This is a genomic window from Streptomyces sp. NPDC047043 (assembly GCF_040644055.1).
Lineage (GTDB): Bacteria > Actinomycetota > Actinomycetes > Streptomycetales > Streptomycetaceae > Streptomyces.
The window spans coordinates 1-24,288 of the sequence record NZ_JBEYVO010000057.1; the positions used below are offsets into that span (position 1 = coordinate 1).

Here is a 24,288-nt window from a genome sequence, read left to right on the forward strand (position 1 = left end):
TACTGCAGGGGGGACCCTGTGGGAGAGTAGGACGCCGCCGAACAAATCGTGAGAAAACCCCCGTACCAATAATCGGTACGGGGGTTTTCTGCGTTTAGGGTGGTGTCATGCCAATGCGCTACGACCTCGTCATCTTCGACAACGACGGCGTCCTCGTCGACAGTGAGCCCATCTCCAACCGGCTCCTGGCCGCCTATCTCACCGAGCTGGGGCACCCGACGTCGTACGAGGACTCCCTGCGGGACTACATGGGTTCTGCCATGCACCGCGTACATGATCTGGTCGAGGAGCGGAGTGGGCAGCGGTTGCCGACGGACTTCGACGACGTATTCCACGCGCGTGTGTTCGCCGCGTTCGAGCGGGAGTTGAAGCCGGTGGCCGGCGCCGCGGACGTGCTCGAGGAGCTGGCGGCCGACGGGGTGCCGTGCTGTGTGGCGTCCTCCGGGAGTCATGAGCGGATCCGGGTGGGGCATCGGACGACCGGGCTGGATCGGTGGTTCGACGACTCGCGCATCTTCAGTGCCGAGGACGTGGGGCGGGGGAAGCCCGCGCCGGATCTCTTTCTGCACGCGGCCGAGCGGATGGGGGTCGCGCCGGAGCGGTGTGTGGTGGTGGAGGACTCGCCGTTGGGGGTGCAGGCGGCTGTTGCGGCGGGGATGGACGTGTACGGGTTCACGGCCATGACGCCTGCTGAGCGGCTCACCGGGGCCACTCAACTCTTCTCCGGCATGGGGGAGTTGTCAGGGCTGCTGCACTGACATTTGTCACGCCGAGCTCCGGACGATCGTTTCTACTGGCGCTCAGGTGCCGGACGCCAAGCTGAGAGCATGACGACGAACGCGGTTCCTCAGGGTCAGTCCAGCAGCCAGAGCCTCCTCACCAACCTCAAGCCGCTGCTCGTGGATGTGGCGGTGCCCCTCGGGTCGTACTACCTGCTCAAGGGCGGCTTCGGGATGAGCACCTTCGCGGCGCTCGCCTGGAGCAGTGTGGTGCCGGCGCTGCGGACCGTGTGGAGCGCGGTCAGGGAGCGGCAGGCCAACGGGCTCGCCGCCCTCATCCTCGTCGTGAACGTCGTCGGGCTGGTGCTGAGCTTCGTCTCCGGTGACCCTCGGCTGATGCTCGCCAAGGACGGCGCGGTCAGCAGCACCGTCGGTATCGGGATCCTGGTCTCAGTGGCGCTGGGCAAGCCGATGATGACCGCGGGGCTCAAGCCCTTCCTGGTGAAGGGGAACGTCGCCAAGGAGGCCGCCTGGGAGCGGTTGGCGGCCGGCTCCGCGGCCGGGTCGGTGACCTTCCGGCGGCACGAGCGGGCGTACTCCGTGGTCTGGGGTGTGGCGCTGCTCGCGGAGTGCGTCGCGCGGGTCGTGGGGGCGTACACGATCCCGGTGGACACGATGGTCTGGCTCGGTACCGTCTTCCTGATCAGTGCCATCGTGATCGGCATGGTCGTGGGCGGTGGTCTTGCCGCCGAGCCGATGGAGAGGCTGCTCTCCGAGGAGGCGAAGGGTGCCGTCGAGGGCGCCGAGCCTGCGGTCGCCCTCGCCAAGTGATCCGAGTGACGACAAAGGTAAAGCTGAAGGAAATTCATCTTTGGCTGGATCTACCCACAGGTAGTCAGGGGCCCTACGCTCGCCGCCATGACAGATGTGCTGCGGCGCGGTAGGGCCTCTTTGGCGTTCAGCTTCTTCGCTCAGGGCGCCACCTTCGCCCTGCTGGTGACCCGTATTCCGGCCATCCAGGACCGGTACGGGGTCTCCGACGCGCTGCTGCCCGTCTTCCTGGCCGCCGTACCCATACTCGCCGGCGTCGGCAGTGTGACGACCGAGCAGCTGGTGAAGCGGATACGGCCGAGTCTGCTGCTGCGGTGTCTGCAGCCGGTGGTGATGCTGGCGCTGCTCGGGGTCGGGGCGGGGGACCAGCTGACCGAGCTGGGGATTGCGCTCGCCGCCTTCGGGCTTGCCGTGGGCGGGCTGGACGCGTCGATGAACATGCTCGGGGTGAGCCTGCAGCGGGCGTACGGGCGCAGCATCATGCTCAGCTTCCATGCCGCGTTCAGCCTCGGCGGGATCGTGGGGGCCTCGCTGGCGTGGGCGGGGGCGCACTGGCATCTCGCGCTGTGGGTGTCGTATCTGCCGGTCGTGGCCGCGCTGCTGCCGGCCGCGCTGGTGGGGAGCCTCTGGTACGTCGACGGAGAGGCCTCCGCGGCCGTACAGGACGAGCAGGCGAAGGGGGAGGGGCAGCCCGTCGTCTTCAAGTTGCTGCTGCCGCTGTGTCTGGTGATGACCTTCGCGTACATCGGGGACTCGACCGTCTCCAACTGGAGCGCCAAGTATCTGAAGGACGTGCTCGGGAGCTCGGAGCAGCTGTCGACGGTGCCGTACAACGTCTACATGGTGACCACGCTGCTGGGGCGGTCGCTGGGGGACTCCGGTGTACGGCGGTTCGGGGCCGTGGCGGTCGTACGGATCGGGGCGCTGGTGGCGGCGCTGGGGTTCGCGGTGGTGGCCGTGGCGCCGGGGGCGTGGGTCGGGATGCTCGGGTTCACGTTGCTGGGGCTGGGGTTGTGCGTGTTGGTGCCGCAGACGTTCGCGGCGGCGGGGCGGCTGTTCCCGCATGCCTCCGATGCGGCCGTCGCGCGGCTCAATGTCTTCAACTACGTCGGCTTTCTGATCGGCTCGCCGTTGGTGGGTGCGCTGGGGGACGCGTGGAGTTATCGCTGGGCCATGCTCGTGCCCATGGTGTTGGTGCTGGTGACCCTCGTGTACGCCAGGTCGTTCGCGGCTCAACCGGACCGATACGGTGGCGAGCATGAGCGGCCGCGCACAGCTGATGTGGGACGAGGCAGTAACGGGCTATGACTTCGGTCCGGACCATCCGATGGATCCGGTCCGGCTCGCCCTGACCAGGCGTCTTGTCGATGCCTTCGGGCTGGACAAGGACGTCGACGTGGTGGCGGCGAAGCCCGCCGGGGAGTCGACGCTGCGGCTCGTCCACCGGGAGGACTACGTCGAGGCCGTGAAGGCGGCCTCGGCCGATCCGGAGGGGGCCGACCCGTCGTACGGGATCGGGACGATGGACGATCCCGCCTTCGCCGGGATGCACGAGGTCTCCGCGATGATCGCCGGGCAGTCGGTGGGAGCCGCCGAGGCGGTGTGGCGCGGGGAGGCGCTGCATGCCGTGAACTTCGCGGGCGGGCTGCACCATGCGATGCCCGGGAGTGCCTCGGGGTTCTGCATCTACAACGACGCCTCGCTGGCGATCGCGCGGCTGCTTGAGCTGGGGGCCGAGCGGGTCGCGTACATCGATGTGGACGTGCACCACGGGGACGGGGTGCAGGCGGCGTTCTGGGAGGATCCGCGGGTTCTGACGATCTCGATGCACGAGCATCCGCGGACGCTGTTTCCGCAGACCGGGTGGCCCGAGGAGACGGGGGCGGACTCGGCGGAGGGTTCGGCCGTGAACGTCGCGCTGCCCGCCGGGACCGGGGACGCGGGATGGCTGCGGGCCTTCCATTCCGTCGTACCGGAACTGATCGCCGATTTCCGGCCGCAGGTGCTGGTGACGCAGCACGGGGCCGACACGCACTTCGAGGACCCGCTCGCGCACCTGGCGGTGTCGCTGGACGCGCAGCGGGCCGTGCAGGTCGCCTGCCATGAGCTCGCGCACGAGTACGCCGACGGGAAGTGGGTCGCGCTCGGCGGGGGCGGATACGCGGTCGTCGAGGTCGTGCCGCGGTCGTGGACGCATCTCGTGGCGATCGCGGCGGGACGGGAGATCGCGCCGGAGGCGATGATCCCGGAGGACTGGCGGCAGGAAGTGTTCGCGCGGACGCGGCAGTTGGCGCCGGCGCGGATGACGGACGGGCGGTGGCCCGTGTCGTACGCCGAGTGGGAGGCGGGGTACGACCCGGCGGACCGGCTGGACCAGGCGGTGCTGGCCACTCGGCGGGCGGTGTTTCCGCTGCGGGGGCTGTTGGCGTAGGGGGTGTTGCCGGGGGCGGGTGGTCGGCCCGCCCCGCCCCGGGTCGGCGTCAGCTGCAGTGACCCGAGTCGTCGGCCGACGCGGTGCCGATGGTGCCGCCTCAGACGAGGCAGTGGCCACGGCCGTTGACGTAGACCGGCTCGGCGTAGCTCGTGTACTGGCCGGAGTCCACAGCGGTGTCCTGGCCGCTGTCGAGGGCCAGGATGGTGAGCGCGGCGGCGGTCGTGGCGCTTCGGGACAGCTTGTTCATGATGTTCCCCCTGTTGTGTTGGTCAACTGAAGTCGGTCAGCGTGCTCGGGACAGCTGGTCGTTGCCGTCCACGCAGGGTGCCGTTACGCCAACTGTGCGGTGTTTGCCCGTTCGCATGGCTGCGTTCAGCCCCCTCCGCCACCATCGAGACGTGTTGAGCACCGGAGCCCTGCGCGCCCATCTGCTGGCTGCCCGTCTCGCCGGGCCGGTGGCCACCTCGCGTGAGGAGAGCCTCCGTAGCTACCGGCTCTTCGCCGCTCGGGATCCTCGCGTGCTGATCGGCCTTGATCCTGAATGGACGTGGCGGCAGCGGGATTTGATCGAGTTGATGGCGGACAAGTGCGGAGTTTCGGCCGATCCGCAGTATGTCTCCGGCCATGATGTGATCGATCCGGAGCGGACTCTGAGTGCTCTGGATGCCTTCGCCGAGCGTCTCGCCGCTGCGGCCCAGCGCAGCGCCCCCGTACTCCTCGGCACCGGCCACCCGCACCGCCTGCTCGGCTTCTACGCCGCCTTGGCGGACGCGTTGTCGGCGGCTGGATGTAGCGTCCTCACACCGGCGCATGGTCACTGTGTCGACATAACGACCCGGTTCGGCCTACGCACGTACAACCTTGACTACGTACAAGGAGTCGCGCTGGTGCGGGAACCCGGCGCCTCTCGCCCCGGTTGTGCGACCGGCGCACACACGCACTCACCGCTCCCGGTTCGTACCGCGCTGGCCGTGGCGGCCGAGGCCGGCGGGCCGCTTCCCGAGCTGGTGGTCGGGGACCATGGCTGGGTCTGCGGGGCAGGTCAGCTGGGGTTCGAGGCCATTGGTCTTGCCGATACGGACGACCCCGCGCTCTTCGTGGGGGAGGCGGAGGGGTCCGTGTCCGTCGTCGTTCCACTTGATGACGCTGTGCGGTCTGATTACTACCGGCCGCTTACCCGCTACGTACTCAATCGAGCGTGTCTGTCACAGTAGGCCGCCGATGGGTGCACCTCTTCCCCACTCGCATCACCCGCCCCTACATTGGGGAGTGAGCACGCAGCGACGAAGAGTCACCGGAAGGGGAAGCCGGTGGCCGTCGAGTGCGGAAGGTTCAGGTGTGTCATGGCTGCTGAGCAGAGGCCTCTGAGCGAGGTTCAGTTCCTTACCGTGGCGGAGGTCGCCTCGGTGATGCGAGTGTCGAAGATGACCGTGTACCGGTTGGTGCACAGCGGTCATCTGCCCGCGATCAGGGTGGGGCGGTCCTTCCGCGTCCCCGAGAACGCGGTTCACGAGTACCTTCGCGAGAGCTATGTGGGGGTGGAAACCGCCTGACGGCGTCCCGGGGGGATCCTCAGGGCACTTCGGGATCTCCCCCGGCTCTCCCTCGATTACGACCTCAGCGCTCGGACGGGTAGGCTGGCCCCTCGTAGGTCGTATGGGCCCCGGCGCCCAGCACCGAGTGATGAGAAGTGAGCGAGGGTAGTCGTGGGCTCTGTTATCAAGAAGCGGCGCAAGCGGATGGCGAAGAAGAAGCACCGCAAGCTGCTCAAGCGCACGCGCGTTCAGCGTCGCAACAAGAAGTAAGCGACGCCGTAAGAGCGTGTTTGTGGCCCCCCACCGCAATTGGTGGGGGGCCACACGCGTCTGCGGTTCACAGAAGCTCCCAGAAGCGCACGGGACCTCGCACAAGCCCTGAGCCTACGCACGTCTTTCACATGGCTTGGTCTGTTCGTAGGCCTGTGGATGTCGTCACTTCGTGCATTGGGTGGTCATCACAGCGCAACATCGACCCGCTAAGTTGGCCACACACGGGGAACGCGGCACGCTACGAATACCGGAATGGGCTGGAAGGAAGGCGCAGATCTTGGGCAAGGTCGTGCTCGTGACCGGAGTGGCCCGCAGGTTGGGGGGCCGGTTCGTACGACGGATCCAGCGTGACCCGCAGGTGGACCGGGTTGTCGCCGTGGACGCGGTCCCACCCGAGCATCATCTCGGTGGCGCCGACTTCATCCAGGCCGACATCCGCCAGCCCACCATCGCGCGTGTGCTCGCCGAGACGGGTGCGGACACGGTCGTACACATGGATGTGAGCGCGACCGGGCTGGGCAGTGGCAGCCGGACCGCGATCAAGGAGACCAACGTCATCGGCACCATGCAGCTGCTCGGTGCCTGCCAGAAGTCGCCGGCCGTGAAGCGGCTTGTGATCAAGTCCAGTACGAACGTGTACGGGTCCGCGCCCCGCGATCCCGCGGTGTTCACGGAGACCACCCCGCCCAAGTCCCTGCCCAGCGGCGGCTTCGCCAAGGACACGGTCGAGGTCGAGGGGTATGTGCGCGGCTTCGCGCGGCGGCGGCCGGATGTCGCCGTGTGCGTGCTGCGGTTCGCCAACATCCTGGGGCCCACGGCGGACACGCCGCTCGCCTCCTACTTCTCGCTGCCGGTACTGCCGACCGTGTTCGGCTACGACCCGCGGCTGCAGTTCGTCCACGAGGACGACGTGATCGAGGTGCTGCGCATCGCCTCGCACGAACCGGAGCGGGGCACGCTCAACAGCGGCACGTTCAACATCGCCGGCGACGGTGTCCTGCTGCTGTCGCAGTGTTCCCGGCGGCTCGGCAAGCCCACCGTGCCCCTGCTGCTGCCGGCCGTCACCTGGGCCGGCTCGCTGGTCCGTACGCTGGGAGTGACCGATTTCTCGCCCGAGCAGATCCGGCTGCTGACGCACGGCCGGGTCGTGTCGACGGACCAGATGCGGGAGACGCTCGGATTCCGGCCGAAGTACACGACGGCCGAAACCTTCGCGGACTTCGCGCGCAGCCGTGGGCCCGGACTCCTGCCGCCGGAGGCCCTTGCGGGGGCCGTCGACCGGATCGCCGCGCTGCCCCTGCCGGGCAGCGGCCACCCCCCGACGCAGAGCGCCAACTGAGGAGCGCATCAACGATGGCGGATGCCAAGGTCATTCCGTTCGACGACGACCGGTCCCGCGGGAGCGCCGTACAGCGGCCGTCGCGGCGCCGGGGCGCGGGGAGCCGACGCAAGGCCACGGAACCCGCGCTGGTCGGCGACGTCCAGCCCCTGCCCAGCAGGGCGCCCGCGCAGGATGATGTTCCCGTGACGCATGAGGAACAGTCGCCCCAGCGGCCGCAGGACGGCGGCGGCCTGGAGCGGCGTGTCGCGAGCGGCCTGAACTTCCTGCGCCGCCGCCTCACGGGCGACTACGAGGTCGACGACTTCGGCTACGACGAGGAGTTGACCGACCAGGTCCTGATGTCCCTGCTGCGGCCGGTGTACGAGAAGTACTTCCGGGTCGAGGTGAAGGGCGTCGAGAACATCCCGTCCGAGGGCGGCGCGCTGATCGTCGCCAACCACTCCGGCACGCTGCCGCTGGACGGCCTGATGATGCAGGTCGCCGTCCACGACAACCATCCGGCGGGCCGGCATCTGCGGCTGCTCGCCGCCGACCTGGTCTTCATGCTGCCGGTGGTCAACGAGCTCGCCCGCAAGCTCGGCCACACCCTGGCCTGCGCGGAGGACGCAGAACGGCTGCTGGCGCAGGGCGAGGTCGTCGGGGTGATGCCGGAGGGCTTCAAGGGCATCGGCAAGCCCTTCAGCGAGCGCTACAAGCTGCAGCGCTTCGGCCGGGGCGGCTTCGTCTCCACCGCCCTGCGCAAGGGCACGCCGATCATCCCGTGCTCGATCGTCGGGGCCGAGGAGATCTATCCCATGATCGGCAACGCGAAGACGCTGGCCCGCGTCCTGGGTTTCCCGTACTTCCCGCTCACGCCGACGTTCCCGTGGCTGGGCCCCCTCGGCGCGATCCCCCTCCCCACCAAGTGGACGATCCAGTTCGGCGAGCCGATCCTGACGGACGGCTATCCGCCGGAGGCGGCCGAGGACCCGATGCTGATGTTCAACCTGACGGACCAGGTCAGGGAACAGATCCAGCACACGTTGTACAAGCTGTTGGTGCAGCGGCGGTCGGTGTTCTTCTGAGGGGGCCTGCAGGCTTTTCTGTACGACGACGGGGGCGCCCCTCCTGAGAGGGGCGCCCCCGTTGCCGGACGGGCTACTGGTCTGTGTCCTCGCCGTTGATGCCGAGGCCCGGTAGCAGGCCCGGGAGGAGGGGCGGGATCGTCACCTGTGGTTCGGTGGACGGTGTCTTGCTCGCCGACGGGGAGGCGCTGCCGGTGTCCTTGGGCGGGTCGAGGAGGCCGCCGGTGCTGCCGCCGATGAGGCCGCCGCCGGTGGACTCGGCCGACTTGCTCGGGCTGCTGGAGTGGTTGCCGACGGAGGAGCCGTCGCCGGTGCTGGGGGCCGTCGAGCCCCGGCCGGAGCCGGACGTGCCCGTGGACGCCGTGCCCGAGCCGTGTCGCTTGCCGTCTCCGCCGCCCTTGGCCGGGGCCTGCGGCAGCAGGGACTGCAGCGGGGCGACCTCTTCGTCTATGGCGGCGAACACCGACGTCACCTGCTGGCTGACGTCCACGAGTTGGACGGGGAGCCGGTCGCGCAGGGCACCCCAGGCCTCGCGGTGGGCGAGCGAGAAGGTGGACAGGGCCTGGATGGGGCTCAGGGACCTGGGGTCGCGCTCGTACGCCTCGTGCAGCAGGCGGTGGCCCTCGGAGGCATCGTGGGTCATGCCGGACAGGGTGCGGCGGATCTCGCCGAGGGACTCGTGGTCGAGGTGGCCGCTGCGGCCGCGCTCCATGAGGCGACGGGCCTCGCTCAGGCGGGTGGAGGCCTGGTCGAGGTAGGCCACGCCGCGCTCGTCGTCCCCGTCGGACATGTAGTTGAGCTTGAAGTCCTCGATGCCGCGCTTGAGGCCGTAGAGCGAGTCTCCGGGCAGCGCGTCCGAGCTGGCTGCTGCGACTCCGCCGAAGGCCCCTGCGGCAACACCCACGCTGAGGCCGCCCGCGGCGAGCCCCTTGGTGAGCCGGGAACGGGGTCGCAGCTTGCCCAGCGGGCTCGCCCGGTGCGCGCCCCTGGAGCGCTGCCCCGGTACCGACGGGTCTGTCGCCTCGCCGCCGGCGCCCTCCTGCAGCATGGCCTCGAAGGCGGCCACCAGCTGGGCACGCTGAACGACCTTGACCTCGGGGTCCAGCTCCGGTCTGGGCAGTTCGTCGAGACGATCCGCGAGGGCCAACAGGCGGCCCTGCTCGGTCTGTTCCGCAGCAGCCGGGGCCGGGGCCGGTCCTTCGGACTGCTCGGCCGCCGTGTCCCGGTCGGACTGCTCCTCCAGGGCCTGGGCGAAGGCGTTCGCCCGCCGGTGTGCCGATACGTTCGCGATCACTGGCGGCACCTCCTCTCGTGATGACGGTCGACTCCCCAGGGGGTCCTGAGGGTTGCACACCCTGACCACAACCACACGATCGAGTGATCGGAGTCGGCCAGGGAGTGACCACAGGGAGCCTGCATCCCGCACAACGAGCGGCGCGGCACTTGGGTTACGGACGACGGATGGCCGGATCGGGAAGTCAACGGACTTTCACAGACAGCGAGTTGGGCGTCACGGAGTGTGTCGCTCCGGCAACCGCCGGGTCCGCTGCCGGATCCGTGTCTTCCGTCAGCGGGCGTCGTCCGGGAGGAGGCGGGCGAGGGTGCGTACGGCTCGGTACTGGAGGGTCTTGATGGCGCCCTCGTTCTTGCCCATCACGCGGGCGGTCTCGGCGACCGAGAGGCCCTGGAGGAAGCGGAGCGTCACGCACTCCTGCTGCTGGGGGTTGAGGCGTCGTACGGCGTCGAGCAGTGCGGCGTTGGAGAGGGACTCCAGGACGGAGTCCTCGGGGGAGCGCTCGACCTCGTTGGCGTCGAGCATCTCGCCGGTGGTCACCTCGAGGCGGAAGCGGCTCGACTTGAAGTGGTCGGCGACGAGGTTGCGGGCGATGGTGACGAGCCAGGCGCCGAAGTCACGGCCCTGCCAGGTGAACGTGCCGATGCGGCGCAGTGCGCGCAGGAACGTCTCACTGGTGAGGTCCTCGGCGGTGGCCTTTCCGCCCACCCGGTAATAGATGTAGCGGTACACGGTGTCGCTGTACTGGTCGTAGAGCCGGCCGAAGGCGTCGGCCTCGCCGGCCTGGGCGCGTTCGACGAGGTCCATCATCCGGGCGCTGTCGCTGTCCGCGGCCGGGCGGCGGGTGGTGGTGGCACCGCCCGCACGGCCGCGTCTCCCGGCGACGGCGCCGCCGTCGGCGAGCGCGTAGCACGGGCCGACGGGGGTGGTGGCTGCGGCGAAGGCAGGGACGGCGTACGCGGTGGGGACGAAGCCGCGCAACAGGTTGTGGACCGTTGCGCGCAGCGTAGCCAGGCCCGAGGCGTCAACCCCGACGTGTGGGTACACGGGACTCCCAGAGGCAGAGCTTCCATCACGTGCAGTGCGGGACCGTTCACCCGTCGTAGCGACGGAGGGGTACCGGTTTGCGTCTGAGGAGAATAACGCTTCGTGCAGGCGCTGCTACACCCAGTTGCTCAAATCATCGATTACGTCGCTTCTGTAACCGATTGACGCACGATCAAGTGCCGTAGCGTGACCGGTTGTTGATCGATTGAGTTCGGGTTCCGGTTGGGAACAGGGCGTGTTGTGGCCGTGTGCAGCCAATGCGACTGGACAGGGCGGGTGTGCGGTCGGCTCGTACGGATTGGCGTGTTTGCGGCGGAGGGGTCCGAGAACGAAAGAGGGGCGTCGCGGTGCGACGCCCCTGCTCGAGTGGGTGGTGAGGTCCTAACGGCGCCTGCGGTGCAGGGCGATGGCCGCAGCCGTGCCGCCGGCCACCGCGCCGACGCCGGCCGCTGCCGGGATGCCGACCTTGGCGGCCTTGCGGCCCGTGCGGTAGTCGCGCAGACGCCAGTCCAGGGTGCGGGCGTGTTTGCGGAGTTTGGTGTCCGGGTTGATGGCGTAGGGGTGGCCGACGAGCGAGAGCATCGGGATGTCGTTGTGGGAGTCGCTGTAGGCGGCGCAGCGGGAGAGGTCCAGGCCCTCCGCGGCGGCCAACGCCCGCACCGCTTCGGCCTTTGCCGGGCCGTGCAGGGGCTCGCCCACCAACTTGCCCGTGTAGACGCCGTCCACGGACTCGGCGACCGTGCCGAGGGCGCCGGTGAGGCCCAGGCGGCGGGCGATCACCGTGGCGATCTCGACCGGTGCCGCCGTGACCAGCCACACCTTCTGGCCTGCGTCCAGGTGGGCCTGGGCGAGGGCGCGGGTGCCCGGCCAGATGCGCTCGGCCATGTACTCGTCGTAGATCTCCTCGCCTATCGACTGGAGTTCGGCGACGCGGTGACCCTTCACGATGGACAGGGCCGAGTCGCGGGCCTCCTGCATGTGTTCCGGGTCCTCGACGCCGGCGAGGCGGAACCATGCCTGCTGCCAGGCGAACTTGGCGAGGTCGCGGGTCTCGAAGAACTTCCGCTTGTACAGACCCCGCCCGAAGTGGAAGAGGGCGGCACCTTGCATCACGGTGTTGTCGAGGTCGAAGAATGCGGCAGCCTTGTCGTCGCCGAGTACCGGGAACTCCGGTTCCTCTTCTGTGCCGTCCTGGGCGTCGTGGACGTCCTGGACTTCCTGCGAGGACTTGCGCGCAGCCTCCGCCGAGGCCTCGCCTGCCAACACGCTCCGCGCCGTGGCGGAGCGCCTACGGGGAGTGAGCCATCCGAGAGCGGCCATGCCCGTGAGCATAGCCAGTTTGTTCGGTGCCTCCAGACGCGAGAGGTTTGAAGGCTGTGAACTCTCCGCGACTGTGTCGTTAAACAAGCGCGACAATGGCCGACATGGCTCCCATCTTCCGGCGTAAACCCGCCCCCCACGAGCGGTTGGTCACTCTCATCGGCAAACCCGACTGCCATCTGTGCGAGGACGCGCAGCTGGTCGTCGAGAAGGTCTGCGGCGAACTCGGCGTTCCCTGGGAGAAGAAGGACATCACCCAGGACCGGGCACTCCACGACCAGTACTGGGAGCAGATCCCCGTGGTACTCGTCGACGGCAGGCAGCACACCTTCTGGCGGGTGGACGAGAGTCGCCTCCGCAAAGAACTGACCGAGTAGTACAAGGCCGTGCCGAACGTCGCTTAGGATCGGGACGGTCTGGTCCGGGGGGCGGGATTCACGAGGAGTGTGTCGGTTTTGCCCCCTGGGATGCGCCTGGGACGCGTGTGCGTGACCCCGGTCACGTTGGCCGGGCAAATCGGACACCATCTTTGTGCACGCGTTCACAAAGACATAGCCTGCTGTCGACGGGGCGGTCTGGGTACGTGTGACCGCCTGCAGCCCCGCTCTACCCGCAGGAGCACCGTGGCAACTGGCCGAACTCACCGACCGGCGACCCGAAGCCGAGGGATTCCCGAGGCCACCGTCGCCCGGCTTCCGCTGTACCTCCGAGCCCTGACCGCACTGTCGGAGCGCTCGGTACCCACGGTCTCCTCGGAGGAGCTCGCGGCCGCGGCGGGGGTCAATTCCGCCAAGCTGCGCAAGGATTTCTCGTACCTGGGTTCGTACGGCACGCGCGGTGTCGGCTACGACGTCGAGTATCTCGTCTACCAGATCTCCCGTGAGCTGGGCCTGACCCAGGACTGGCCGGTTGTCATCGTCGGTATCGGAAACCTCGGTGCCGCCCTGGCCAACTACGGCGGGTTCGCCTCGCGTGGTTTCCGGGTCGCGGCCCTCATCGACGCCGATCCCGCAATGGCCGGAAAGCCCGTGGCCGGGATCCCGGTGCAGCACTCCGACGACCTGGAAAAGATCATCGAGGACAACGGGGTGTCCATCGGCGTGATCGCCACCCCCGCCGGTGCCGCCCAGCCCGTGTGCGACCGGCTCGTGGCCGCCGGGGTCACCTCCATCCTGAACTTCGCGCCGACCGTGCTGTCCGTCCCGGACGGCGTCGACGTACGCAAGGTGGATCTCTCCATCGAGCTGCAGATCCTCGCCTTCCACGAGCAGCGCAAGGCCGGTGAGGAGGCCGCGTCGACCGACGGCACCGCCCCGGTCGCCGCCACCCGCAAGGAGTCCGCCGAGCAGGGGCCCGACGGGGACGTACCCGCCGTGATGCCGGCATGAGTCTCCTCGTCGTCGGGCTGAGCCACCGCAGCGCCCCGGTCAGCGTCCTGGAGCGGGCCGCGCTGAACGCGGACGCCCAGATCAAGCTGCTGCAGGACACGGTCGCCGCGGAGCCCGCCACCGAGGCCGCGGTGCTCGCGACCTGCAACCGCATCGAGCTGTACGCCGACGTCGACAAGTTCCACGCCGGTGTCGCCGAGCTGTCCACGCTGCTCGCCCAGCACAGCGGGGTGGGCCTCGAGGAGCTCACGCCCTATCTGTACGTCCACTACGAGGACCGGGCGGTTCACCACCTGTTCTCGGTGGCCTGCGGGCTCGACTCCATGGTCGTCGGCGAGGGGCAGATCCTCGGCCAGATCAAGGACTCCCTCGCCAAGGCGCAGGACCTGCACACCGCAGGGCGGCTGCTGAACGACCTGTTCCAGCAGGCGCTGCGGGTCGGCAAGCGCGCCCACTCCGAGACCGGCATCGACCGCGCCGGGCAGTCCCTGGTCACCTTCGGCCTGGAGCAGCTGTCCGCCGGGGCCGACGTCCTGGACTGGGCCCGCGGCAAGAAGGCACTGGTCATCGGCGCCGGTTCGATGTCCTCCCTGGCCGCGGCGACACTCGCGCGGGCCGGGGTCGCGGAGATAGTGATCGCCAACCGGACCGCCGACCGCGCCGAGCGCCTCGCACAGATCCTCACCGAGGGCGACGACACGGACGTGCTGGCCCGCGCGGTACCGATGGATGCGGTGCCGGCCGAGCTGACACGTGCCGACGTTGCGGTGTCCTGTACCGGGGCGACGGGCCTGGTTCTCACGGCGGAGGCGATCGCGGGGGCGGTCGAGGGCCGCACCGGTGCGCCCGTCGCCGAACTCGACGGCAGTGGTCGTACGGCCGAAAAGGCGGACATACGGCCGGGGGCGCTGCCGCCCACCAGCGTCGGCGCCGACGAGAACTGTCCGCTCGACCTGTCCGCTGTGCAGCAGGGTTTCTCCGTGATGGGCGAGGCCGCCGTCGCCGGGATGGACGCGGCGACGCTGGAGCAGCACGCCGCCTGGGTGGACAACGGCACCGTCGACCGCCGTGAGGCCGCCCGCCGGGCGCTCGAGGCCGATGCCGAACTGATCACCGCGCTCGCCGCGACCGTGGCGGCCGGCGGCCGGATCCCCGAACGCCGCAAGCCCGAACCGGTCGCCGAACCGCCGCGCCCGACGCCGGTGCTCTTCCTTCTCGACCTCGCGATGCCCCGTGACATCGACGCGGCCGTGCACCGGCTCGCCGGAGTCAGGCTCGTCGACATCGAGTCGCTCGCCGAGGCCTCCGCCGGTGCGCCGATGGCGGCCGACGTCGACCAGGTGCGCCGTATCGTCTCCGACGAGGTCGCCGCCTTCGGGGCGGCGCTGCGGGCCGCGCACATCACGCCCACCGTCGTGGCCCTGCGCACCATGGCCGCCGACGTGGTCGCCACTGAGATCGCGCGGCTCGAGGGACGGCTGCCCGAGCTCGACGACAAGCACCGCAGCGAGATCACACAGACCGTCAAGCGCGTCGTCGACAAGCTGCTGCACGCGCCGACCGTACGGGTCAAGCAGCTCGCCGCAGAGCCGGGCGGCGCCGGATACGCGGACGCGCTGCGCACCCTGTTCGACCTCGACCAGGAGGCGGTCGCCGCCGTCTCCCGGGCCGATCGCGCCGACGACGAACCTGAGAACAGCAAGAACCGAGGGCCCGCATGAGTAGCAAGGCATTGAGACTGGGGACGAGGCGAAGCAGACTCGCCATGGCCCAGTCCGGGCAAGTGGCGGACGCCGTGAGCCAGGTGACCGGACGGGCCGTCGAGCTCGTCGAGATCACCACGTACGGCGACACCTCGCGTGAGCACCTCGCGCAGATCGGCGGCACGGGAGTGTTCGTCACGGCGCTGCGCGACGCGCTGCTGAAGGGCGAGGTCGACTTCGCGGTTCATTCGCTCAAGGACCTGCCCACCGCGCAGCCCGAGGAGCTGGCGCTCGCCGCCGTCCCGCTGCGCGAGGACCCGCGTGACGTGATCGTCGCCCGGGACGCGCTGAAGTTCACCGACCTGCCCCGCGGGGCGCGGATCGGCACCGGCTCGCCGCGCCGCATGGCGCAGCTGAACGCATACGCGCGCAGCCACGGGCTGGACATCGAGACCGTGCCGATCCGGGGCAACGTAGACACCCGGATCGGGTACGTGCACGACGGCGAGCTGGACGCCGTCGTCCTGGCCGCCGCCGGCCTCAGCCGGATCGGCCGCATCGACGAGGTCACCGACTTCCTGTCGATAGACACGGTTCTGCCCGCCCCCGGCCAGGGGGCACTGGCGATCGAGTGTGCCGCGGACAACGCGGAACTGATCGCAGCGCTCGGAGAGCTCGACGACCCGTTCACCCGGGTCGCCGTGACCGCCGAGCGGTCACTGCTCGCCGCCCTGGAGGCCGGTTGCAGCGCCCCTGTGGGCGCGCTGGCCGACCTGCTGGCCGACGGGCAGATTGTCAAGGAAATGCGCCTGCGCGGCGTCGTCGGCACGACCGACGGCGCGCGCATGGTGCAGCTGTCCACCACCGGTCCCGTGCCCGAGACAAACGACCAGGCGATGGCGCTCGGTCGCGAACTCGCTGCCGAGATGCTTGCCCAGGGCGCGGCCGGTCTGATGGGGGAGCGAGCACATTGAGCCCCACCACCCTTCCCGCCGGCCTCGATCACGGGCACGTCACCTTCCTGGGTGCCGGACCCGGGGATCCGGGACTGCTGACTCTGCGCGCCGTTGAGGCGCTGGCGAACGCGGACGTCCTCGTCGCCGAGCACGACGTGCTCGACGTGGTGCGCCAGCACGCCAGGCAAGGCGTGGCCGAAGTGCACACGGACACGGGTCCTTCGTCGGACCCGCTTCCGGGCACGGGCACACCTCAGCTTGCGGTTGTTGACGGTTCGTCAACAACCGCTGGGGTCCCCGCGGTACGGGATGCCGCACATCTTGTCATGGAGGCCGCGCGGGGCGGCAGGCGGGTCGTGCGTGCGGTGTCCGGGGACCCCGGACTCGACGCGTACGCCGCCGAGGAGATGCTCGCCTGCGCCGCCGCGGGCGTGCCCTTCGAAGTCGTGCCGGGCGTCGCGGCGGCCGTCGGCGTGCCCGCGTACGCCGGTGTTCCGCTGCGGGACGCGCAGGGCGCGGACGTGCGGTTCGTCGACGCCCGTACCGCCTCCGACCGGTGCTGGACCGAGGTCGGCGCCTCCGACGGGACGGTGGTCGTGTCGACGACGCTCGACTCCGTCGGCTCCGCCGCCGGTGAGCTGGTGTCGGCCGGACGCAAGCCCGATACGCCGATGACCGTCACGGTGGCTGGTACGACCACTCGTCAGCGGACCTGGACGGCCACCCTCGGCACCATCGCCCAGACGCTGAAGCAGGCCAAGGTGCTGCCCTCGCCGGAGGGCGGGCGGCCGGTGATAGCCGTGGTCGGTGAGCGTTCCGCCGCCGCCCAGCGCGACCAGCTGTCGTGGTTCGAGTCCAAGCCGCTGTTCGGCTGGAAGGTCCTCGTGCCGCGTACGAAGGAGCAGGCGGCTTCGCTCTCCGACCAGCTGCGGTCCTACGGGGCCGTGCCGCACGAGGTGCCGACCATCGCCGTCGAGCCGCCGCGGACGCCTCAGCAGATGGAGCGGGCCGTGAAGGGGCTCGTCACCGGGCGGTACGAGTGGATCGCGTTCACGTCGGTCAACGCCGTGAAGGCGGTCCGGGAGAAGTTCGAGGAGTACGGGCTCGATGCGCGGGCCTTCGCGGGGATCAAGGTCGCCGCGGTGGGGGAGCAGACCGCCAAGGCGCTGGTGGCGTTCGGTGTGAAGCCGGATCTGGTGCCGAGTGGGGAGCAGTCGGCGGCGGGCCTGTTGGAGGACTGGCCGCCGTACGACCCCGTGTTCGACCCGATCGACCGGGTGTTCCTGCCTCGGGCGGACATCGCCACGGAGACTCTTGTCGCCGGGCTCATCGAGCTGGGCTGGGAGGTCGACGACGTCACGGCCTACCGGACCGTGCGGGCCTCGCCGCCGCCGGCGGAGACCCGGGAGGCGATCAAGGGGGGTGGCTTCGACGCCGTTCTCTTCACCTCGTCGTCGACCGTGCGGAACCTGGTGGGGATTGCCGGGAAGCCGCACAACGTGACCGTGATCGCTTGTATCGGGCCGGCCACCGCGAAGACTGCCGAGGAGCATGGGCTGCGGGTGGATGTGATGGCCCCGGAGCCGTCCGTGCACAAGCTGGCGGAGGCTCTCGCCGACTTCGGGTTGCGGCGGCGGGCTGCCGCGCTCGAGGCCGGGGACGCGGTGACCCGGCCCAGTGAGCGGCGGCCGGGGGCTCGGCGGCGTCGTACGACCTGAGGTGGGTGGGGGTGCGCGTCCCTGGGACGCTGCGCCCCCCCCCGACGGGCTGGGTGACGCCGGTCAGGCCGCGTGCGGTGTGACCGTGTGCCCGTAGCGCAGCAGGTTGTTCGGGTCGTACGTCTCCTTCGTGTGCGCGAGACGGTCGTAGACCTCCTCGGTCCACGCTCGGGCGCGGTCCTTCTCGTCGCCCGGGGTGCCGTGGAGGTTGACCATCGTGTGGCCCGTGCCGTACGGGGCCATCGCGGTGTGCAGGGCTGTCGTGGCTGCTTCCACGGCCGCCGCGAACTCCGGGCCGGGCAGGACGCCTACCGTTTCCAGGATGTAGCTGGCGTCGCGGGCGCAGATGGCGTCCTCGATGTCGGCGGGGCGGGAGAGTTCGCCGCCCATGTGGCGGATTTCGACCAGCAGGAGCGGGAGGTCGGGGACCGCCGGGCCCGCCTGGGCCAGGAACGTCGTCACGGCCTCCGCGGGCAGGGCCCTCAGCAGACTGCAGGCTTCGCGGGCGGGGAGCGGGTCCTGCGGGTCCATGTAGATGCGGTCCATGGCGGCCCACGGCATCTGCTCCACCGTGTCGATGACGACCGGTGCGGCCTCGCGGATGGGCGCCAGCAGGTTCTCGCCCTCCTGTACGTCGCCGGTCCAGGCGAGGGCGACCCGTGCCCAGAAGCCGCCGCGCAGGGGCTCGGGGATCTCCGGGATCGGGGGCAGGCGCAGGAGCGTGTAGGCGCTGCACATCTGGGTGGGGAGGGTGGTCGTCCAGTCGGCCCAGGTGCGCAGGACCGCCTCAGCCTGTTCGCCGGGGAAGTAGATGCCGCCGCCCAGCACGGTGGGGAGTTCCAGCAGGTCGAAGGTCAGCTCGGTGACCACTCCTACGTTGCCCTTGCCGCCGCGCAGGGCCCAGAACAGGTCGGGTTCGGTGTCCGGGTCCGTGGTGCGCAGTGTGCCGTCGCAGGTGACGACCTGGAGGGAGCGGACGCGGTCGGCCGCGTAGCCGTATGCCCGGCCCAGGACGGGCAGGCCGCCGCCGAGGGTGTAGCCGACGACGCCGGCGTCCGTGGACGAGCCGTTGAGTGCGGCCAGGCCGTGCGGGGTGGCCGCGTCCAGGACGTGGCGCCACCTCGCGCCGGCCGCGACGGTCGCGGTGCGTTCGGTGGGGTCTATGCGTACGTCCGTCATGCGGGTGGTGCTGATCAGGAGGCCGCCGTCGATGGGGAAGTTGGCGCCGTGGCCGGTGGCCTGGACGGCGACAGGGGTGCCGGTGGCCGCGGCCCAGCGCATCGCGGTCACGATGTCGTCGGTGCCGGTCGCGCCGACGACGACGTCGGGGTTGTGGCGGGCGGACAGGTTGAAGCCGGTGACCTCGGCGACGTAGGCGTCGTCGCCGGGGCGCAGGACGGGGCCGTGGATCTCGGACAGGGCGAACAGGTCGGGGGTGTGGTGGATGGCTGTCATCGCGTCCTCCGCGGTGCGTGACGGAGGGACGGCGGCGGCGGGGCGGGGGCGGCCGTCGGGGTCCTTGTCCTGTGCGGTTCTGTTCTGTGCGGGGTTTTCAGGGCGTTCTTTCAGGATGGACCTGGGGTGTGGGGGGCGCATGTGCGGCCTTGCCGCGCCGACGTTCCGTCGGCAAAGGCGCCTCCGGGGCGGGCGTAGCGTAGGTGGCATGACGAAGTACGGATCCTTTCCCGGCACGCGGCCGCGGCGGCTGCGGACCTCTCCCGTCATGCGGCGCATGGTCGCCGAGACCCGGCTGCACCCGGCGGACTTCATCCTTCCGGCGTTCGTGCGCGAGGGTGTCAGCGAGCCCGTGCCGATCGGGGCGATGCCCGGTGTCGTGCAGCACACGCGTGACAGCCTGAAGAAGGCGGCGGCGGAGGCGGTGGCGGCCGGGGTCTCCGGGATCATGCTGTTCGGTGTGCCGGAGGAGTCGAAGAAGGACGCGGTGGGGACGCCGGGGACCGATCCGGACGGGATTCTGCAGGTCGCGATCCGTGATGTGCGGGCCGAGGTGGGAGACGAGTTGCTCGTCATGTCCGACCTGTGTCTCGACGAGACCACGGACCACGGGCACTGTGGGGTGCTGGACTCGGAGGGGCGTGTCGACAACGACGCCACGCTTGAGCGGTATGCCGAGATGGCGCAGGTTCAGGCCGATGCCGGGGCCCATGTGGTGGGGCCCAGCGGGATGATGGACGGGCAGATCGGGGTCGTCCGCGATGCGCTTGACCAGATCGGGCGGGAGGATGTTGCGATCCTTGCCTACACCGCGAAGTACGCGTCCGCTTTCTACGGGCCGTTCCGGGAGGCTGTCGGGTCGTCCTTGAAGGGGGACCGGAAGACGTATCAGCAGGACCCGGCGAATGTTCGGGAGTCGCTGCGGGAGTTGGCGCTGGATCTTGAAGAGGGCGCCGATCTGGTGATGGTGAAGCCTGCGGGGCCGTATCTGGACATCCTGGCCCGGGTAGCGGATGCGGTGGATGTGCCGGTCGTCGCGTATCAGATCTCCGGGGAGTACTCGATGATCGAGGCTGCTGCGGAGAAGGGGTGGATCGATCGGGATCGGGCGATCCTGGAGGCGTTGACCGGGATCAAGCGGGCGGGGGCGCGGAGCATTCTGACGTACTGGGCTGTGGAGGCTGCGCAGAAGTTGGGCTGAGGGGTGTTGGGGGATGCCTGCGGCGCATCTGCGGGTTTTGGGGGGGGCGGTTCGGTTGTGGGTCGGGGCCGCGCCGGGGGGTGTCCGTCCTCGGTCGGGCGGTTGCTGTCTTGTGGGGGCTGTGCTCGGCGGTGACGCCCGCCGCTGCGGGCGGACACCCCCCGGTACGGCCCCTTTTCGCCGTGGGCGCGTGCGGGTGCCCGTTCACCTTTTCGCCGTGGGCGAGTGCGGTCCGTCAGCCAGCCTGCCACCGCTGCCGGTTCGGGTGTCCGTGGCGCCGTCTCAGCGGGCGGTCGGTGACGGTGTCTGTGCCGGTGCCGAGTGTGTGGTGGGGGTGGTCATCGAGGAGGGGCCCTCGTCCCGGAGGCCTTCTCCGTCCCTGCATGCCGTGAGGATCAGTGCGGCGAGTGCGGCCGTTGCGGCGAGGAGGAGCCGGGAACGGCGGGTGGGGGGCTTGGACGCGGACATGGGGTGGCCCTCTCGATGGTGAACTGGGGGTCGGGGCACAGCCTGCTCGGTGATGCGGTCGGGTCGCCACAGTTCGCGCGCCATTCGGGACGCCGGGGTGGTGGGACGGGCTCTGAACTGCAGGGATGTCGTGTCCCGGGGGGTGGATCCGGGACGTCCGGTGGGGTGTGGAGGCGCTTGGAGCTGTGAGATTTCGGCGTGGGCACCATCAACTTCCGTCGGGAGTTAGGTTGTTGGCGACTGGTTCGTTGTCTTTTGAATGACCGCCTCGACTCTCCAGGGAGACGCCCATGCCCGGTGACGCCCTCAGCCAGGATCCCGCCGAGCTGAGAAGGAGGATCGACACCACCAAGGCGCATCCGGCCCGCGTCTACGACGTCTTCCTCGGCGGCAAGGACAACTACCCCGTCGACCGTGCCGCGGCCGCCGCCGCGCTCGCCGCCAATCCGCGCGGCTACCTCGACGTGCGGCACAACCGGGACTTCCTGCGCCGGGCGGTCGGGACGCTGGCCCGGGAGGACGGCATTCGGCAGTTCCTCGACATCGGTACGGGGCTGCCCACCGCGGAGAACGTCCATCAGATCGCCCAGCGGGTCATTCCCGACTCGCGGGTCGTGTACGTCGACAACGATCCCGTGGTGCTGGCGCATGCACGGGCTCTGCTCACCAGCGGGCCCGAAGGCCGTACGGACTACATCGACGCCGACTTCAAGAATCCGGCGCACATCCTCGAACAGGCCGCCAAGACGCTGGACTTCGACCAGCCGGTTGCGCTCTGCCTCGTTGCGATCCTGCACTTCGTGGAGGACGACGAGGCTTATCCCATCGTGCGTGAGCTCGTCGATGCGCTGCCGGCGGGCAGTCGGCTGGTGCTCAGTCATCTGACCGAGGACCTCAATCCCGAGAACATCCGCGCTGTTCAGCGGACTTATACCGAGCGGGGGTTCACCTTCGTGCTGCGGTCCCGGGAGGAAGTCGAGCGATTCTTTGTGCAGAGTGCGCTGGAGTTGGCGGAGCCCGGTGTGGTGCCCGCGCATCACTGGCGTGCCGACGACGCTGCTCCTGTTCCGGAGCAGCCGGAGGCGTCCTTTCTGGCGACACTCGACGACATCGAGAAGGTGCGGTACGCCGACATCAACGACGTGACCGACGCCGACATCAATGTCTATGCGGGGGTTGGCAACAAGGCCTGAGGGGGCCGGGGCCGTAACGCGGGCGGGCATGGGGCGTTATCGAGGGCGGTAGAAACGTCACATTTCGTTCCTGGAGGTCTCACATGCTCGGCATCCTCGTCGGCGGCCTGCTCTTTTCTGTCAGTGCTCTTCTGCACGGGCTTCTCGGCGCTCTCTGACCGCGCTCCTCGGCCGCACTGAGCGGCATCTGCTTTTGCACGGGCGGGTGTTGGCCGAGACGCGGGTCGAGGGGGCCGTACGGTCGTAGGGGAGCGGGAGTTGGTGGACGAGGGGAGGCTCGGTGGGTGCCCGTCAGCTTCACATCCTTTCGATCAGTCCCACCAGAAGTGCCATGCCGGTTGGTTGAGGAGCTGGTTCTCGGCGTATGCGGTGAGTGTGGTGTCGCTGCCCTGGAGGATGTTGTCCGGGCAGAACGCGAAGTGCTCGGCGGCCACGGCCTCCGCCTCGGCGAGGGTCCTGGGCGGGGCGGCGACGGACACCAGCAGGTCGGCGTAGCCGAGGGCGATGACTCGTATGCCGAAGCGGTCCTCCCAGGAGCGGAGTACTGCCGACAGGCGGGCGGTGTCGTTCGTGTGGTTCGCCGGGCCGAACCAGCCGATCGCCGTGGGGATGTCGGCGCTACGGCGGGCCGGGACGAGGGCGAGGTGCGGGTCCCTGAGCGGGCGGCCGCCGGCGAGGAGCGAGTCCACCACGTCGGCGGCGTTGGCGTCGGGGTCGGCGGTGTCGGGCAGGGCGTCGGCGAGGCCGGGCCATTCGTCGTCCTCCGCCGCGTACGACTCCCAGAACTCGGCCAGTACTTCCTCCGCGTCGTGGTCCCCGGGGTACGACATCTCCCCGGGCATCAACTCCCACTTCTCGGGCTCGCCGAGGCCGCCGCCCACGTCCACGACGAGCGGGAGCAGCCCTACCGCCCGCGCAGCAGTTTGCAGCGCGGACCAGGCACCGGGCGCAGGCTGCTCGTCCGCCAGCCACAGCAGCGGTTCGTGCCAGGGGCCCTCGTCGGTCTCGTCGATCAGCCGGCCGGGCGGGAGGTCGAGCCCGAGGGACGCGAGTCTCGGCAGGGGGTTGGGAAGAGTCGCCATGTCAGTGACTGTAGGGGCAGCCACTGACAGCGGACGTATCCCGGCGGGCCGGTACTGCGCCGACTCGTGCACCGGCCTGCCGGGATCCCGCCTCCCCCGGGCGACCGGACCGGTTCCCCCCTTATGGCAACCCGGACGCCTCCCCCATAATCCGTGGGTCGAGCGGGGACCGCGATGGTTTCGGTTCTGGCCGAAACGTGGGGGATGTGGGTGAGCGGATGCTGCGGCTGAGCTTCACGGCGGAGGACCTGCTCGCGGTGACCTTCGCCCCGGAACCCGCGCCCCTGATGGAGCTGGGACTGGCCGTGGCCGTGCTCCAACGGCAGCCTCCGACCCCGGCGTTGAGCCGGTGGCGGCGCACAGCCCGCGGCGCGTTTCCGGCCGAGGCCCGTCCCCTGCTCCAGCTGATCCCGCCCACGGCCAGGGGTCCCATGTTCCTCGACCCGCTCAGCCGGGGGTTCGAGGCCGGGCTCGACACCGTCCTGTCGACCCCGCCCGCCCGGGTCCGCGCCGAGCTGGACGGCCGGATCCCCGAAGTGCTGCGGCCCACACCCTGGCTGCGGCGCATCGCCGGCAAGGACCGGGAGGCGTGGGAGGAGCTGGAACGAGCCCTGCGCGCCGCGTACGGCGGTCTGCTGTCGGCCTGCTGGCCCGACATCCAGTCCGCCTTCGACGCCGAACGGGCCTGGCGCACCCGCCTGTTGGCGCAGCACGGCATCCGCACCGCCCTGGCCGGACTCGGCCCCGGCGGACGCTGGGAGGGTACGACGCTCGTCTTCGACGACCCGGCCGACCGGGAGGTGTCGCTGACGGGACACGGAGTGATCCTCCTGCCGTCCACCCTCTGGACCGGGCGCCCGCTGGTGGCCCTTCACGACGACGCGCCGAGCATCCTGATCTACGGGGGCGCGGCGCCGCTGCCGCTGCTCGGCGAGCGCACGCCCGGTCGCCCGAGTCCGCTGGCGGCCCTGCTCGGCCGTACCCGGGCAGCCGCGCTGGAACTCCTCACCCGGGAGCACACCACCAGCGAGGTCGCCCGCGAGCTCGACATCAGCAGGTCCTCGGCGTCCGAACACACCAAGGCGCTGCGCGACGCCCGGCTGATCACGACGAGCCGCGACGGCAAGGCGGTCTGGCACATCTGCACCCCCCTCGGCCTTGAACTGCTCGCGGCGACCTGAGTCTTCGTATGCGAATCGACGCGACCATGGTTCATGAGCTGGGCCGGCGGGAGAGCGCGCGGAGGCCGAGTGGATCCGCAGCGA

Annotated in this window: 23 protein-coding genes; 17 read left to right on the plus strand and 6 right to left on the minus strand. The window is 69.9% G+C overall.

Annotated elements, in window-relative coordinates; all coding sequences use genetic code 11:
• The first annotated feature begins 113 nt into the window (after nucleotides 1–113).
• The 4 genes from ABZ880_RS51495 (at nucleotide 114) to ABZ880_RS51510 (ending at nucleotide 3,981) form a co-directional block, all read left to right on the plus strand.
• A complete protein-coding gene (locus ABZ880_RS51495; protein WP_361278327.1) occupies nucleotides 114–758 on the plus strand; it encodes an HAD family hydrolase in 645 nt (214 codons plus the stop codon).
• 69 nt (nucleotides 759–827) lie between these two features.
• Nucleotides 828–1,550 (plus strand): VC0807 family protein, encoded by a 723-nt coding sequence (locus tag ABZ880_RS51500; protein ID WP_361278246.1) that lies wholly within the window; start codon nucleotides 828–830, stop codon nucleotides 1,548–1,550.
• 87 nt (nucleotides 1,551–1,637) lie between these two features.
• The gene (locus ABZ880_RS51505) at nucleotides 1,638–2,858 is read left to right on the plus strand and encodes an MFS transporter (RefSeq protein WP_361278248.1); all 1,221 of its coding nucleotides are present in this window, start codon (nucleotides 1,638–1,640) and stop codon (nucleotides 2,856–2,858) included.
• Entirely contained in the window at nucleotides 2,809–3,981 is a 1,173-nt protein-coding gene (locus tag ABZ880_RS51510; protein WP_361278250.1) for an acetoin utilization protein AcuC, read from the plus strand. The genes ABZ880_RS51505 and ABZ880_RS51510 overlap by 50 nt, the downstream gene beginning before the upstream one ends.
• A gap of 100 nt (nucleotides 3,982–4,081) precedes the next feature.
• Here ABZ880_RS51510 and ABZ880_RS51515 read toward each other — a convergent pair whose 3' ends face one another.
• Complete coding sequence (locus ABZ880_RS51515; protein ID WP_361278253.1) at nucleotides 4,082–4,231, minus strand: hypothetical protein; 150 nt, start codon at nucleotides 4,229–4,231, stop codon at nucleotides 4,082–4,084.
• Between the two features lie 151 nt (nucleotides 4,232–4,382).
• On the opposite strand from ABZ880_RS51515, the gene ABZ880_RS51520 reads away from it, so the two are divergent.
• From ABZ880_RS51520 to ABZ880_RS51540, 5 genes are all read left to right on the plus strand, one after another.
• Nucleotides 4,383–5,198, plus strand: a complete 816-nt coding sequence (locus ABZ880_RS51520; protein WP_361278255.1) for a phosphatase — start codon at nucleotides 4,383–4,385, stop codon at nucleotides 5,196–5,198.
• Nucleotides 5,199–5,327: 129 nt separating this feature from the next.
• Entirely contained in the window at nucleotides 5,328–5,537 is a 210-nt protein-coding gene (locus tag ABZ880_RS51525) for a helix-turn-helix domain-containing protein (protein ID WP_016437488.1), read from the plus strand.
• 153 nt (nucleotides 5,538–5,690) lie between these two features.
• Complete coding sequence (locus ABZ880_RS51530) at nucleotides 5,691–5,789, plus strand: AURKAIP1/COX24 domain-containing protein (RefSeq protein WP_003948845.1); 99 nt, start codon at nucleotides 5,691–5,693, stop codon at nucleotides 5,787–5,789.
• 280 nt (nucleotides 5,790–6,069) lie between these two features.
• Entirely contained in the window at nucleotides 6,070–7,131 is a 1,062-nt protein-coding gene (locus ABZ880_RS51535) for an NAD-dependent epimerase/dehydratase family protein (RefSeq protein WP_361278257.1), read from the plus strand.
• Between the two features lie 14 nt (nucleotides 7,132–7,145).
• Complete coding sequence (locus ABZ880_RS51540) at nucleotides 7,146–8,198, plus strand: lysophospholipid acyltransferase family protein (RefSeq protein WP_361278260.1); 1,053 nt, start codon at nucleotides 7,146–7,148, stop codon at nucleotides 8,196–8,198.
• 73 nt (nucleotides 8,199–8,271) lie between these two features.
• Here ABZ880_RS51540 and ABZ880_RS51545 read toward each other — a convergent pair whose 3' ends face one another.
• From ABZ880_RS51545 to ABZ880_RS51555, 3 genes are all read right to left on the minus strand, one after another.
• Nucleotides 8,272–9,492 carry a DUF5667 domain-containing protein gene (locus ABZ880_RS51545; protein ID WP_361278263.1) on the minus strand — a complete coding sequence of 407 codons (1,221 nt, stop codon included), beginning with the start codon at nucleotides 9,490–9,492 and terminating at the stop codon, nucleotides 8,272–8,274.
• A 273-nt stretch (nucleotides 9,493–9,765) separates the two neighbouring features.
• Nucleotides 9,766–10,539, minus strand: a complete 774-nt coding sequence (locus ABZ880_RS51550) for an ECF subfamily RNA polymerase sigma factor, BldN family (protein ID WP_361278265.1) — start codon at nucleotides 10,537–10,539, stop codon at nucleotides 9,766–9,768.
• A gap of 381 nt (nucleotides 10,540–10,920) precedes the next feature.
• Entirely contained in the window at nucleotides 10,921–11,859 is a 939-nt protein-coding gene (locus ABZ880_RS51555; protein WP_361278267.1) for an HAD-IB family hydrolase, read from the minus strand.
• 95 nt (nucleotides 11,860–11,954) lie between these two features.
• On the opposite strand from ABZ880_RS51555, the gene ABZ880_RS51560 reads away from it, so the two are divergent.
• The 5 genes from ABZ880_RS51560 to ABZ880_RS51580 all read left to right on the plus strand — a co-directional run bounded on the left by ABZ880_RS51560 (nucleotide 11,955) and on the right by ABZ880_RS51580 (nucleotide 17,624).
• Nucleotides 11,955–12,236, plus strand: coding sequence for a glutaredoxin family protein (locus ABZ880_RS51560; RefSeq protein ID WP_361278269.1), 282 nt, complete (start codon nucleotides 11,955–11,957; stop codon nucleotides 12,234–12,236).
• Nucleotides 12,237–12,482: 246 nt separating this feature from the next.
• Nucleotides 12,483–13,247, plus strand: a complete 765-nt coding sequence (locus tag ABZ880_RS51565) for a redox-sensing transcriptional repressor Rex (protein WP_361278271.1) — start codon at nucleotides 12,483–12,485, stop codon at nucleotides 13,245–13,247.
• On the plus strand, nucleotides 13,244–14,968 hold the full coding sequence (locus ABZ880_RS51570) for a glutamyl-tRNA reductase (protein WP_361278273.1): 1,725 nt from the start codon (nucleotides 13,244–13,246) through the stop codon (nucleotides 14,966–14,968). Before ABZ880_RS51565 ends, ABZ880_RS51570 begins: the two co-directional genes overlap by 4 nt.
• Entirely contained in the window at nucleotides 14,965–15,924 is a 960-nt protein-coding gene (hemC, locus tag ABZ880_RS51575; RefSeq protein ID WP_361278276.1) for a hydroxymethylbilane synthase, read from the plus strand. The genes ABZ880_RS51570 and hemC overlap by 4 nt, the downstream gene beginning before the upstream one ends.
• On the plus strand, nucleotides 15,921–17,624 hold the full coding sequence (locus ABZ880_RS51580; protein ID WP_361278278.1) for a bifunctional uroporphyrinogen-III C-methyltransferase/uroporphyrinogen-III synthase: 1,704 nt from the start codon (nucleotides 15,921–15,923) through the stop codon (nucleotides 17,622–17,624). The genes hemC and ABZ880_RS51580 overlap by 4 nt, the downstream gene beginning before the upstream one ends.
• Before the next feature lie 63 nt (nucleotides 17,625–17,687).
• On the opposite strand, the gene ABZ880_RS51585 is transcribed toward ABZ880_RS51580, so the two are convergent.
• On the minus strand, nucleotides 17,688–19,079 hold the full coding sequence (locus ABZ880_RS51585; RefSeq protein ID WP_361278280.1) for an FAD-binding oxidoreductase: 1,392 nt from the start codon (nucleotides 19,077–19,079) through the stop codon (nucleotides 17,688–17,690).
• A 208-nt stretch (nucleotides 19,080–19,287) separates the two neighbouring features.
• On the opposite strand from ABZ880_RS51585, the gene hemB reads away from it, so the two are divergent.
• Together hemB and ABZ880_RS51595 are read left to right on the plus strand one after the other, a co-directional pair.
• Complete coding sequence (gene hemB, locus ABZ880_RS51590) at nucleotides 19,288–20,280, plus strand: porphobilinogen synthase (protein ID WP_361278329.1); 993 nt, start codon at nucleotides 19,288–19,290, stop codon at nucleotides 20,278–20,280.
• A gap of 758 nt (nucleotides 20,281–21,038) precedes the next feature.
• A complete protein-coding gene (locus ABZ880_RS51595) occupies nucleotides 21,039–21,941 on the plus strand; it encodes an SAM-dependent methyltransferase (RefSeq protein ID WP_361278282.1) in 903 nt (300 codons plus the stop codon).
• A 311-nt stretch (nucleotides 21,942–22,252) separates the two neighbouring features.
• Here the strand turns inward: ABZ880_RS51595 and ABZ880_RS51600 are convergent, their stop codons facing one another.
• Nucleotides 22,253–23,023, minus strand: coding sequence for a DUF4253 domain-containing protein (locus tag ABZ880_RS51600; RefSeq protein ID WP_361278284.1), 771 nt, complete (start codon nucleotides 23,021–23,023; stop codon nucleotides 22,253–22,255).
• A gap of 206 nt (nucleotides 23,024–23,229) precedes the next feature.
• Between ABZ880_RS51600 and ABZ880_RS51605 the strand changes: the two genes are divergently transcribed.
• Nucleotides 23,230–24,204, plus strand: a complete 975-nt coding sequence (locus tag ABZ880_RS51605; RefSeq protein ID WP_361278287.1) for a winged helix-turn-helix domain-containing protein — start codon at nucleotides 23,230–23,232, stop codon at nucleotides 24,202–24,204.
• Nucleotides 24,205–24,288: the final 84 nt, after the last annotated feature.

Excerpts from the sequence above, each read along its gene's own strand:
- ABZ880_RS51495 (WP_361278327.1), top strand. The coding sequence starts at position 114 with ATGCGCTACGACCTCGTCATCTTCGACAACGACGGCGTCCTCGTCGAC.
- ABZ880_RS51500 (WP_361278246.1), top strand. The coding sequence starts at position 828 with ATGACGACGAACGCGGTTCCTCAGGGTCAGTCCAGCAGCCAGAGCCTC.
- ABZ880_RS51505 (WP_361278248.1), top strand. The coding sequence starts at position 1,638 with ATGACAGATGTGCTGCGGCGCGGTAGGGCCTCTTTGGCGTTCAGCTTC.
- ABZ880_RS51510 (WP_361278250.1), top strand. The coding sequence starts at position 2,809 with ATGAGCGGCCGCGCACAGCTGATGTGGGACGAGGCAGTAACGGGCTAT.
- ABZ880_RS51515 (WP_361278253.1), bottom strand. The coding sequence starts at position 4,231 with ATGAACAAGCTGTCCCGAAGCGCCACGACCGCCGCCGCGCTCACCATC.
- ABZ880_RS51525 (WP_016437488.1), top strand. The coding sequence starts at position 5,328 with ATGGCTGCTGAGCAGAGGCCTCTGAGCGAGGTTCAGTTCCTTACCGTG.
- ABZ880_RS51540 (WP_361278260.1), top strand. The coding sequence starts at position 7,146 with ATGGCGGATGCCAAGGTCATTCCGTTCGACGACGACCGGTCCCGCGGG.
- ABZ880_RS51555 (WP_361278267.1), bottom strand. The coding sequence starts at position 11,859 with ATGGCCGCTCTCGGATGGCTCACTCCCCGTAGGCGCTCCGCCACGGCG.
- ABZ880_RS51560 (WP_361278269.1), top strand. The coding sequence starts at position 11,955 with ATGGCCGACATGGCTCCCATCTTCCGGCGTAAACCCGCCCCCCACGAG.
- ABZ880_RS51570 (WP_361278273.1), top strand. The coding sequence starts at position 13,244 with ATGAGTCTCCTCGTCGTCGGGCTGAGCCACCGCAGCGCCCCGGTCAGC.
- hemC (WP_361278276.1), top strand. The coding sequence starts at position 14,965 with ATGAGTAGCAAGGCATTGAGACTGGGGACGAGGCGAAGCAGACTCGCC.
- ABZ880_RS51585 (WP_361278280.1), bottom strand. The coding sequence starts at position 19,079 with ATGACAGCCATCCACCACACCCCCGACCTGTTCGCCCTGTCCGAGATC.
- hemB (WP_361278329.1), top strand. The coding sequence starts at position 19,288 with ATGACGAAGTACGGATCCTTTCCCGGCACGCGGCCGCGGCGGCTGCGG.
- ABZ880_RS51595 (WP_361278282.1), top strand. The coding sequence starts at position 21,039 with ATGCCCGGTGACGCCCTCAGCCAGGATCCCGCCGAGCTGAGAAGGAGG.
- ABZ880_RS51600 (WP_361278284.1), bottom strand. The coding sequence starts at position 23,023 with ATGGCGACTCTTCCCAACCCCCTGCCGAGACTCGCGTCCCTCGGGCTC.